This is a genomic window from Xenorhabdus griffiniae, assembly GCF_001028135.1.
Taxonomy (GTDB): domain Bacteria; phylum Pseudomonadota; class Gammaproteobacteria; order Enterobacterales; family Enterobacteriaceae; genus Xenorhabdus; species Xenorhabdus bakwenae.
Genome location: NZ_LDNM01000051.1, coordinates 20,201 through 31,685 on the forward strand (window position 1 = coordinate 20,201; position 11,485 = coordinate 31,685).

At 41.3% G+C, this 11,485-nt stretch carries 11 protein-coding genes and 2 tRNA genes; 4 read left to right on the forward strand and 9 right to left on the reverse strand.

Annotated features, from left to right (window positions below; all coding sequences use genetic code 11):
- Positions 1-168 precede the first annotated feature (168 nt).
- The 3 genes from AAY47_RS11940 to AAY47_RS11950 all read right to left on the reverse strand — a co-directional run bounded on the left by AAY47_RS11940 (position 169) and on the right by AAY47_RS11950 (position 1,891).
- Positions 169-245: transfer RNA gene (locus AAY47_RS11940), tRNA-Val, on the reverse strand.
- 34 nt (positions 246-279) lie between these two features.
- A tRNA-Val gene (locus tag AAY47_RS11945) sits at positions 280-356 on the reverse strand.
- A gap of 161 nt (positions 357-517) precedes the next feature.
- Entirely contained in the window at positions 518-1,891 is a 1,374-nt protein-coding gene (locus AAY47_RS11950; RefSeq protein ID WP_047770173.1) for an MATE family efflux transporter, read from the reverse strand.
- Between the two features lie 324 nt (positions 1,892-2,215).
- On the opposite strand from AAY47_RS11950, the gene AAY47_RS11955 reads away from it, so the two are divergent.
- Complete coding sequence (locus AAY47_RS11955) at positions 2,216-2,860, forward strand: riboflavin synthase (RefSeq protein ID WP_047770175.1); 645 nt, start codon at positions 2,216-2,218, stop codon at positions 2,858-2,860.
- 80 nt (positions 2,861-2,940) lie between these two features.
- Here AAY47_RS11955 and cfa read toward each other — a convergent pair whose 3' ends face one another.
- Together cfa and punC are read right to left on the reverse strand one after the other, a co-directional pair.
- Positions 2,941-4,092 (reverse strand): cyclopropane fatty acyl phospholipid synthase, encoded by a 1,152-nt coding sequence (gene cfa, locus AAY47_RS11960; RefSeq protein WP_047770177.1) that lies wholly within the window; start codon positions 4,090-4,092, stop codon positions 2,941-2,943.
- 312 nt (positions 4,093-4,404) lie between these two features.
- The gene (punC, locus tag AAY47_RS11965) at positions 4,405-5,592 is read right to left on the reverse strand and encodes a purine nucleoside transporter PunC (protein ID WP_047770189.1); all 1,188 of its coding nucleotides are present in this window, start codon (positions 5,590-5,592) and stop codon (positions 4,405-4,407) included.
- A 123-nt stretch (positions 5,593-5,715) separates the two neighbouring features.
- On the opposite strand from punC, the gene punR reads away from it, so the two are divergent.
- Positions 5,716-6,624 carry a DNA-binding transcriptional activator PunR gene (gene punR, locus AAY47_RS11970; protein ID WP_047770179.1) on the forward strand — a complete coding sequence of 303 codons (909 nt, stop codon included), beginning with the start codon at positions 5,716-5,718 and terminating at the stop codon, positions 6,622-6,624.
- A 3-nt stretch (positions 6,625-6,627) separates the two neighbouring features.
- On the opposite strand, the gene purR is transcribed toward punR, so the two are convergent.
- Both purR and sodB read right to left on the reverse strand, forming a co-directional pair.
- Complete coding sequence (purR, locus tag AAY47_RS11975) at positions 6,628-7,653, reverse strand: HTH-type transcriptional repressor PurR (protein ID WP_047770180.1); 1,026 nt, start codon at positions 7,651-7,653, stop codon at positions 6,628-6,630.
- Between the two features lie 501 nt (positions 7,654-8,154).
- A complete protein-coding gene (gene sodB / locus AAY47_RS11980; RefSeq protein ID WP_047770181.1) occupies positions 8,155-8,733 on the reverse strand; it encodes a superoxide dismutase [Fe] in 579 nt (192 codons plus the stop codon).
- 361 nt (positions 8,734-9,094) lie between these two features.
- Here sodB and AAY47_RS11985 point away from each other — a divergent pair, with 361 nt between their 5' ends.
- On the forward strand, positions 9,095-9,475 hold the full coding sequence (locus AAY47_RS11985) for a Grx4 family monothiol glutaredoxin (RefSeq protein ID WP_047770182.1): 381 nt from the start codon (positions 9,095-9,097) through the stop codon (positions 9,473-9,475).
- Positions 9,476-9,546: 71 nt separating this feature from the next.
- Here AAY47_RS11985 and rnt read toward each other — a convergent pair whose 3' ends face one another.
- Together rnt and AAY47_RS11995 are read right to left on the reverse strand one after the other, a co-directional pair.
- The gene (gene rnt, locus AAY47_RS11990; RefSeq protein ID WP_047770185.1) at positions 9,547-10,206 is read right to left on the reverse strand and encodes a ribonuclease T; all 660 of its coding nucleotides are present in this window, start codon (positions 10,204-10,206) and stop codon (positions 9,547-9,549) included.
- Between the two features lie 352 nt (positions 10,207-10,558).
- A complete protein-coding gene (locus AAY47_RS11995) occupies positions 10,559-11,164 on the reverse strand; it encodes a hypothetical protein (protein WP_053014273.1) in 606 nt (201 codons plus the stop codon).
- Positions 11,165-11,347: 183 nt separating this feature from the next.
- Here AAY47_RS11995 and AAY47_RS20650 point away from each other — a divergent pair.
- Positions 11,348-11,485, forward strand: a 138-nt coding sequence (locus AAY47_RS20650) for a helix-turn-helix domain-containing protein (protein WP_047770187.1), incomplete at its 3' end; no start/stop codon positions are given.

Sequence of the window (11,485 nt, forward strand, 5' to 3'; positions counted from 1 at the left end):
TCATGATTAAAGAAATCAAGTTGTTGCGCAAATAAAACGGAATTGAGTTTTTAGTACACAGGTAGACTGGATAACAATCTAGTCTCATCAGTATAAAAGGGTATTGGAATGAAGAAAATCGGAAAAAGGTAGCAGGTATAAGCAAGGTGAGAAGCGATGAATTAGATATGGTGCGTCCGAGTGGACTCGAACCACCGACCCCCACCATGTCAAGGTGGTGCTCTAACCAACTGAGCTACGGACGCACATCAAGATTCTATTTTCTGCCAACCAAATATTTGGTGCGTCCGAGTGGACTCGAACCACCGACCCCCACCATGTCAAGGTGGTGCTCTAACCAACTGAGCTACGGACGCAATCTAAATTTCTGTGGCTGACAACGGGGACGAATATTAACGGGCACTGAGCCTTCTGGCAAGGGGAAAAATGCAAATTCTTGTTCAACTGCTCGCATTTACGTCTTTTAGCATGAATTCGCAGCTTTTTCCCCTCGCATTGATTAACCTAATATATTGAATTAACGAGTAGAACGTTTCAAAACATCATGGGCTGGCTGTTTTTGTGTCCATAAAATGCGGTAACCCATCATGAATGCTGATGCGGTTAAACCGATAATAAACCCAATCCAGAAACCCTGTGGTCCCATCGGCTCAGTGACATAATCAGTCAATGCCAGAATATAACCACTAGGCAGCCCTAAGAGCCAATAAGCAATAAAAGTGATAAAGAAAATAGACCGTGTATCTTTATACCCGCGCAGTACTCCTGATCCAATGACCTGTACCGCATCAGAAAGTTGGTAAATAGCAGCAAACAACATCAAGTGGGAGGCAAGAAGAACGACCTCAGGATTATCGTTGTACATAAAAGCAATGTGTTTGCTAAACAGTACCGTGAAGGTCGCTGTCATACAGGCAATAATTAAGCCAACAATAATACTCGTATACGCGGATATCTTAGCGCCTTCTGTTGATTTTTGGCCCAGGTTGTAGCCAACGCGAATAGTGGCAGCTATGCCCAATGACAGCGGGAACATAAACATCATGGAGCTGAAGTTGAGTGATATCTGGTGCCCTGCAACAGCCACAACGCCGAGCGGAGAAACCAACAACGAGACGACAGCAAACAGAGTAACCTCAAAGAACATCGCTAAAGCGATAGGCAGGCCAAGCAGTGCAATACGTTTTTGCGTATGCCATTCAGGACCCACAAATTTGTTGAATGTTGGGATATCTTTTTGGGAGGGCGAGTGCTTCACATAGGCAAGCAGCAACAGGAACATAACCCAGTAAACGGTTGCCGTTGCAACACCACAACCGACACCTCCCAGTGCAGGTGCACCAAATTTACCGTAAATAAAAATATAGTTAACGGGAATATTGACCAGTAGTCCGGAAAGACCTATGACCATTGCGGGTTTGGTTTTCGATAATCCTTCACATTGACCCCGCAAAACTTGATAAAACAAATAACCTGGCGCTCCCCACATGATAGCATGGATAAACTCCGTGGCTTTTTGTGCCAATACAGGATCGACGTTATGTTGTGCTTCTATAATAAATCGGCTGTTATACAGTATTGCGATGGTCAAGATAGAGAGGAAGGTAGCAAGCCAAAACCCTTGCTGGATTTGACCTGCAATATTTTTTCTCTGGCCAGAGCCATTCATGTGTGCCACGATTGGCGTCAAGGCGAGCAATAAACCTTGGCCAAACAGAATGGTTGGCAGCCAAATTGATGTGCCAACCGCCACCGCTGACATTTCAACAGCACCAGCTTTACCAGCCATGACGGTATCGACGAAACCCATCGCAGTTTGTGAAAACTGTGCGATGACGACAGGGATCCCTAAAGCGAGCAAACTACGCGCTTCATTTAAATATTTCTGCACGTACTACACCTTTTTTGATTGAAAATTAACGAGAAAAACAAGAAATATTTTTGCGAGCAAACGATGTTAATAGAAAATATATCGCTTATAAGCGGCCATATTGTATAGGACTCATTTTATTAATCCAATCATTGCACGATGTTTATACTCAACATGATTGAAGCAACACTCAACAGAAACTAAAATCAACCAAAATAATGTATTAAATAAAATGGTATTTAAACAGGGTGATTTTTAAACGAAATGATGTTTAAACACCATGCTGTTTAAAAGAGGTGGGTGGGTTAAACTAATCCGCCAGATGAAATTATTAAAGAGGTTTCCATGTTTACAGGTATTGTTCAGGGAAAAGCACCGATAGTTGCTATTGATGAAAAAATGCATTTTCGAACCCATGTTGTTAAATTTCCGGCTGAATTATTACCCGGAATTGAAACGGGAGCTTCTGTTTCCCACAACGGTTGTTGTCTGACTGTAACTAATATCGACGGTGATTTAATCAGTTTTGATTTAATGAAAGAAACATTGCGTCTGACCAACCTTGGCGAACTCAGGGTAGGTGATTTAGTTAATCTGGAAAGGGCAGCTAAATTTGGTGATGAAATTGGTGGGCATTTGATGTCCGGTCATATTATTACAACAGCAGAAATTGCCAAAATCTTCACTTCTGAAAATAACCATGAAATATGGTTTCGAATTCACGATAGGCAGTTAATGAAGTATATCCTGCATAAAGGATTTGTTGGTATTGACGGCATTAGCCTAACGATTGGAGATGTAGTCAATAATCGCTTTTGTGTTCATTTAATTCCAGAAACATTGGAACGTACAACTTTGGGCAAAAAACGTCTCGGTGAAAAGGTTAATATTGAAATTGATCCACAAACCCAAGCGATTGTAGATACCGTTGAACGGGTTATGGCTCAGAAAGAACAAGAAAAATTATTGTTACAGATTGAAGAACAATAAAATAATCTTTCTAGATTCGATAAAACACGAAAGCTACAGAAATATCATTTCTGTAGCTTTAGGAATTACATTATGGGGAGTTATCTAGGTACTCTTAATCCTTTTTCGATGCCTCGAGAGCTGAATACTATCTGCCATAACTGTATATCTCTTGCACGAAATGCACCTGCACAGGCGTTCAGGTAATAACTGAACATCCGTTTGAAGCGTGGGCTATAGTTATGCTCTATTTCATGCCAACTGGCGATAAATCGCTCATGCCATGCCATCAATGTCCGATCATAATCAGCCCCAAAATTGTGCCAATCTTCCATGATAAACTTTCCGGTAGTTGCTTTGGCAATTTTGGCAATTGACGGTAAGCAGCCGTTGGGGAAAATATATTTGCTGACCCATGCATCGGAACCTAATTTATCAATATTGGAACCGATGGTATGGAGAAGGAACAGACCATCAGGTGTTAAGTTCTTTTTCACTATATTGAAATAATTGTCATAATTTTTAGGGCCTACGTGCTCAAACATGCCGACAGATACAACGCGATCAAATTGAAGGTTAAGGTTTCGGTAATCTTCAAGGATAATTTTTACATTTAGATCCTTGCAGTGTTCCTGTGCATATTTCTGTTGCTCGGCTGAAATCGTTACCCCTGTGACAGATACACCGTAGTTTTTTGCCGCATAGGCGGCCAAACCTCCCCATCCACAACCGATATCCAATAAAGTCATACCTGGAGACAGTTGTAGTTTTTCGCAAATCAGGCGCAGCTTATGGGATTGTGCTTCTTCCAGTGTGTTGGCATCTTTCCAATAACCGCAAGAATATTGCATGTGAGGATCAAGCATCCGAGTAAATAGGTCATTGCCTAAATTATAATGTTCCTCACCTACAATCCAGGCACGTTTGGGAGATTGTAAATTAAATATACGAGAGATAATTATCTTGAAGATATCCTTGACATTTTTAGGGATACGATGTTCTAAACCTGCCCGTAATACTTTGTAAAAGAAAATATCAAGGCGATCACATTCCCACCAGCCATCCATATAACTCTCACCCAGACCCAAGGAGCCTTCTTTCAATACGCGCTTATAGAAGTCAGGATTTTTAATACGTATGTCGAAAGGGCGCTTGCCATTGATATCAATATCAGTTTCCTGAAGCAATTCATGGGCGATCCTATGCCAAGGATCAGTGATTATTTTTTTACCTTCAACGAAAGACGAACTCATATACTCTCCAACATTTGTGTGATGGAATTTTGAGGTGTCACTTTGTAACTGTTTTTTATTATATAAAACCTAGAAGGTTTGTTTGAAAATAATATAGAAATTGCATTGAAAAGCACATATTGCCTATTCATCCTGAAATTAAATAGAGCGTCAATGCTCTGAAAGACCCCAAATTCCGAGTTTCTAGCATAATGAATCTGTATGAGTATATGAGTGAAATGGTATTTAAACAATCATCTAAAGGTTACATAATGGTGTAACCTTTAGATAATAATGTTATTAACTATTATGTTTTTTGGGAAATTATTGTATTTATGCTTGGTGACTCTTTTCAACACCTTGTTTTTGCAGCCAATAACCGATAGTCATGGGAACAACCGTAAGCGCCATGATTGTCGTCGTCGATAAAAGAGGGTATTCCATAAATAGAGAAACGATCATACTGGCAACAAAACAGAGGCCCAATTGCAGGGTATTTTGTAATGCAGCCGCTTTACCACTATTCTGTGGATAAACAGACAGAGCATTTGCTACTGCAATTGGATAGGATGCACCATTCATTGCTGCCATCACACAAAAAGGAATAAGAATGGCTATAAATGAAGGTTCACTTAATATGGAAATCAAACAAATAATGATCATGCTTACAGCATAGCCCACCAACAGAAATGGGAATACTGTTTCACTTTTTACTTTTTCCAGTAAGATACGGCAACCATACCCGCCAATCATAAATGCCAGAGTTTGGGGAATATAACTTAAGCCAATATCGGTAGGATCATAACCCATATCTTTCAAAATTGTTGGTGAACCCGTTAACCAGGCAAAAAAACCTGCACTGCAAGATGCATAGATCAGTACATTTCCGTTAAAAACTGGGGAAGTTAATAACGTAAAGAAAGAAACTGCCTTTTTATTGGCGTGGGTTTCGATATTGGTGCGTTTGTTGGTCAGAAAAAATGTTGGTATTAACAGCAATATCGTTACGATCATTAAAACAAGGAAAATGATCCTCCAACCATTATGCGTCAATAACCATGCGCCCAACAAAGGCGCAAGAGCCGGGGAAAGAGCAACCAAAGGCATGATCATGGCAAAAACACGTTTGGTACGTTCTACATCATATCTGTCGACGACTAAAGCCTGCCAGGTCACCGCAGCAGAACAAACACCAACCGCTTGCATAAATCTCAATACCAGTAACTGGATCGGGTCTGTAATCCAAAGCATACCTAAACAACTAATGGAAAACAGGGATAGGCCGATAATAAGAACAGGTTTTCTGCCTAAACGGTCAGACAATTGACCCCATAAAAGCTGGGCAAAAGCAAATCCGGCAAGAAAAATGCTAAGGCTCGCACTGATGGCATTAGTGGATGTACCTAATTCTGCTTTCATTGTGTCAAAAGCGGGTAGATACATATCAATGGCCAAATAGCCTAACATGCTTAAGCCTGCGAGATAAGACATAAATGGAATGGCATTTTTATTTGTTGTCATTGTGTTAATAATTAAGTTTTGTAGTGGATAAGAAAATAGTTGGCTTATTTTATATAGCATGATTTTTACTTGTGAAACGGTAATATTTGCACCATGCCGTGAAAAAAATTGAAAGGAAGATATATGTGGTCTGAATACTCTCTGGAAGTCGTTGATGCTGTTGCCAGAACAGGAAGTTTCAGCGCAGCTGCATCAGAACTTCATCGTGTGCCTTCTGCTATCAGCTATACGGTAAAACAGCTTGAAGAATGGCTGGCAGTACCTCTGTTTGAACGTCGTCACCGTGACGTTGATTTAACGGAAGCGGGGGCAATTTTTGTCAAAGAAGCGCGTTCTGTTATCAAAAAAATGAATCACACTCGGCACCAGTGCCAACAGGTTGCCAACGGTTGGCGGGGGCAATTTAGTATTGCGGTTGATCAGGTCGTAAAACCAGAGCGAACGCGTCGGCTAATTTTGGATTTTTATCGCCATTTTCCAGATATTGAGTTATTTGTCTATCCTGAAGTTTTCAATGGTGTATGGGATGCTTTGGTGGATGAACGAGTGGATGTCGCCATCGGAGCGACACGTGCTTCCCCCGTGGGCGAGCGGTATAGCTTCAGGGATATGGGGTTTATGCCTTGGCTGTGTGTAGCCAGCCCTGAACATGAATTGGCAGTAATATCGGGAAAATTGAATGATGAACAAATGCGGCCTTATCCCAGTTTATGTCTTGAAGATACTGCCCGCAGCTTACCTAAACGTGATACATGGGCTTTGGATAATCAACGGAGACTGATTGTTCCCGATTGGGATGTTGGATTAAGTTGCTTAATGGATGGATTGTGTGTAGGCATGGTGCCCAAACACCGTGCTCTACCGCTGATCCGTAAAGGCAAGCTGATGACACTTGAACTTGAGCAACCATTGCCTGACAGTCCATGCTGCTTGACATGGTCGCAAAAAAGCCATTCACCGGCATTAAGCTGGTTACTAGATTATCTGGGGGATAGCGAAACGCTTAATGCCGAATGGCTGCAAGAAAATTAATGGTCAGCGGCGATAATCGATAAAAGGTCCATCTGCAACAGAGCGCCGTTCAACAAGGCGTGGGTGGACTTCGATAGTTTGTGCATCCTCACGTTTATTGACGATCCTGTCCAGTAACATTGAAAAGGCCATTTGCCCTAAACGCTCTTTGGGTTGATGGATGGTTGTCAATGCTGGCGTAAAATAGCGGGCATTGCGAATATTATCATAACCGATGATTGAAATGTCTTGTGGAACGCGCAATCCCAGCTCATCGGCTGCACAAATCGCTCCCATAGCCATGACATCTCCACCACAAAAAACAGCAGTTGGACGATGTTTTTGATTCAGGATTTTATACATGGCTTGATAACCGGACTCCGGTTCAAAATCACCTTGTACAAACCATTCATCCCGAATAGCGATATTGGCTTCTTTTAGTGCTTTGAGGAAACCTTGGTGGCGGCCCCCTCCGGTATTTCTTGCCAACGGTCCCGGAATAGATGCAATATCACGATGACCACGTTCAATGAGATAACGGCCCGCCAGGTAACCACCATGAAAGGCATTATCAATAATTGCATCGGTAAAATCACCTCTGGATTCTCCCCAATCCATGACCACCATAGGAATATTACGATAGCCTTCCAACATACTCAAAAGTTGCTCAGGGTATTCTGAACACATTACCAGTAAACCATCTACCCGTTTTTGCGCCAGCATAGCGAGATAAGCTTTTTGTTTATCAAGGTTGTTATGAGAATTACATAAAATCAGTGTATAACCTTTGCTATAGCAGCTATTTTCAACCGATTCTATGATCTCAGCAAAGTATGGTGCTTCACTTGATGTTGCCAGCAATCCAATGGATTTGGTGTGGTTAACTTTCAAGCTGCGGGCAACGGCACTGGGAGAATAGTTCAATTCTTTAATAGCGGCCCAAACTGCGGTCTTGGTATCTTCGGCGACGAAACGGGTTTTATTGATAACATGGGATACGGTTGTGGTCGAAACACCAGCGCATTTAGCCACATCTTTAATCGTTGCCATGAAAAAAGGACTCCTGACCTTCTGGTCTAATTTATATACCCTTTATCTTTCTTGTCGGGTATAGCTATTTGTTAATCGTTTGCCAATATATTTATATACAGGGTGATGGTTGGCAATAATTTAGCGGTAAACCTTGAATTTTGTCTGATCTAGCTCAAAAGTGAAAGCAATAATCGATGCTATAAAGAGTATGGATTAAATATCGCGGTATGGTTTTTTGATATATGGAAAATAACTGCTTAAAATTTAGGATGTTGAGGTGTCTTAATTTTCACATTGAGGATGTTCTATGGATACAGATCTGAAGCTGGGATTGTTGGCTGCCTGTAGTGCATTAATCATGATTGTTTTTCTGGCAAGCCTCTGTCTGATCTGATCAAGATCTAAACGAAGAATTTGTAGTCCCACTTACTTTAAGGGCGGGTTCTCCAGCATGCGGAATTCCGCGAATAAAGGAAAACCCGCCCTTATTATTTCAGGTTAGTATGAGAATGAATCTTATTAAGCCAGGTTTTCCTCAACAAATTTCCAGTTGACCAGAGCCCAGAAGTGCTCCAAATATTGGGGGCGTGCATTGCGGTAATCGATGTAATATGCGTGCTCCCAAACATCAACAGTCAGTACTGGTTTATCTTCGCCAGTCAGTGGGGTTGCTGCATTAGACGTGTTAACAATAGCCAGAGTGCCATCAACTTTCTTGACTAACCAAGTCCAGCCTGAACCAAAGTTTTTCAGGGCTGCGTCGGTGAACTGCTGTTTGAATTCAGCAAAAGAACCGAAGGCATTGTTGATAGCATCTGCAACTTTTCCAGTGGGTTCGCCACCACCATTTGGTGACAGGCTATGCCAGTAGAAAGTATGGTTCCAAACTTGTGCTGCGTTATTGAAAATGCCAGCTTCAGAGGTTTTGATAATTTCTTCCAGCGATTTTCCGGCAAATTCAGTCTCTTTAATCAGATTATTCAGGTTTACAACATAAGCGTTGTGATGTTTGCCGTAGTGATATTCCAGAGTTTCTGCAGAAATGTGTGGTTCCAGGGCATCTTTGGCATAAGGTAATGCTGGTAATTCAAAAGACATTGCATGCTCCTTTTTAATATCGGGTTTTTGGCTCCGCAAACCATGGCTTAGACACTAACCATGGGCAGGGCAAATTTAAGCTTATTATCGTGTTACTATTTTGATAATTATCTTAACAACTTTTCTGCTAAATAACAGGGAAAAAGATGTTATTAAGCTGCGAACTGGTGCAGAACTGAACTTAACATGGATTAGATACAGTCAGTTGGAATGACAATAACTGATGATCAATTGCTGCAAATCATGGCAAAAATTTGCCATATAAAGTTCACGGTAGAAAAATTAGCGCAGAAAGTGGTATTCTGAATCAATCTTTATCTTATGCTGATAAATAGCGCTTGCAGTTTTTAAGGAAGCAAATATGACGAACATGAATACGAATACTAACACGGTTACTGATACAACGGCTGATTCGGTCATTGAAAAAATTGAACATCAGATCAGAGAAAACCCAATTCTGCTGTACATGAAAGGCTCCCCGAAACTACCAAGCTGTGGCTTCTCTGCTCAGGCAGTTCAAGCTATATCAGCTTGTGGTGAACGTTTTGCATATGTGGATATTCTGCAAAACCCAGATATCCGTGCTCAATTGCCTAAATATGCAAATTGGCCGACTTTTCCTCAGCTTTGGGTTGATGGTGAGTTGGTGGGAGGTTGTGACATCCTTGTTGAAATGTATCAACGTGGTGAACTACAAACACTGATCAAAGAAACAGCTGATAAATATCGTGAGCAGGAATAAGGTCAGTTATTCATCTGAATGATGGTGACTGTTCATAACCCCATACTGTAATCGGTATGGGGCTTGCTTTTTTAGGATCCGCAGTTGGCTGTATCAGCAGATGGTAGCGGCCAACCACCTAGCCGTTTCCAGCGATTAACCAGTTCACAAAAAAGCAGGGCAGTTCGATCAGTATCATAAAGAGCGCTATGGGCCTGATTGCTGTCAAACGGAATTTCCGCTGTGATACAAGCTTTGGCAAGAATTGTTTGACCAAGAACCAGGCCACTGAGTGCAGCGGTATCAAAAGTAGCGAACGGATGGAATGGATTGCGTTTCAAACCCGCACGTTCAGCCGCAGCCATGACAAAACTGTGATCAAAATTGGCATTATGGGCGACCATAATTGCACGGTTACAATTCGTGTCTTTCATGCCTTTGCGGATCATTTTAAAAATTGCGTGCAAGGCAGTGTATTCACTGACAGCTCCTCGCAAGGGGTTTGTAGGATCAATGCCAGTGAAAGCGAGAGCGGCAGGATCAAGATTAGCCCCTTCAAAAGGCTCGATATGAAAATGCAGTGTATTGGCAGGTGTTAGCCAACCCTCTTCATCCATTTTTAAAGTAATAGCAGCAATTTCAAGTAAAGCGTCTGTACGCGCATTAAAACCAGCGGTTTCGACATCAATGACAACGGGATAGTAGCCACGAAAGCGCCCACTTAGCATATTTTGATCATTTTGATTAGGCATCTGATTTTCAGTTCTTAGCTTCAGGATTCTATTTTTAACTCTGGAATAGTGGGTATTATGACAAAATTTGGTATGTCTTGCAGAAGTAATGCTTATTCGGTGGGGAATTAAAGGGCAAGATGCCCTTATTGTGTGGGGAGGTGATCAATTCTGCACTAAATAAAAAGATAGGGATTTGGCCGAAAAGCCTTGATATGATTGAGGTATAGGGGTGAGAGGCGATTTTGCACTATCCAGGGAGAATTGATAATTTTTGTTATTTTATGCGTTTAATTCTGCACTGTTTTGATCATAGTTTGAGAGGTTTTAAACAACATTTACAAGGTGATTGATCAGGTATGAAATATCACAATCACCCTGCGTTTTTATTTACTGCCTGAACTATACCAGTTTCAGGTTCCACGCTCCCTTCATCATTGCTAATACGGCGCAAAATCTCTTTGTCCATCGCTTCATTACCAGGCAGAGCCACTCTAATTGCTTGTTTTAACGTATCTCTGATAGGTAAGGAATTGATAGCATCCTCAACATCGTGTATTGCTTGTGGTGTCTGCGTCATTGTTAATAATCCCTCTACACCTTTGCGGTGAATTAATCTCAATAACTCATTGATATCTTTGGCAGATAACGATTCAAATACATATTGCCATGCAGTAGATAACTGTTCGTCTTTCTTTTGCTCCATAAATGACAAGGAGTCTTTTCTGTTTGTGATTTCAGATGTACCTGCGGCGATCCACTCCACGCTCACCCGCTCCACTTGTGATATTTTTAGTGCCACATTGAGAGATGGTTCTGTTCCTCTTGTTAAGTAATTGTTTAATGTAGAAAAAGATAATCCCCAATCTTTTGCCGCAGCCCTAACACTGCGATCACCTATCAATTGCTTTAACCTTCCTGCAATACTTTCCTTTGTCGGTTCGACAAAGGAAACTTCAGCTATTTTCTTTCCATTCATTTTCTTTTCTTTTTACGTATTGATTTATAAGGGAAAAATGAGACTAACTTTGACTTGATTCACATGTGGGAAAAGAAAGTAATTTTTTTGCTTTACATGACTCACTTGTGGATCAATACTATATCCAGACGGATAACCCCAGCGGATTATCCGCGTGGATAATATTTTTAGGGTAGTCGAAATATGAATGGAAATGAAGTGATAATTCCCGTTGATTGGCATCGCATTGATATTGTGGCAGCTATACACAAAGCCGGTTTCACAATGAGGGAGCTTTCAACATTGGCAGGGTTAGCCCCTGACACATTAAAAAATGCCCTT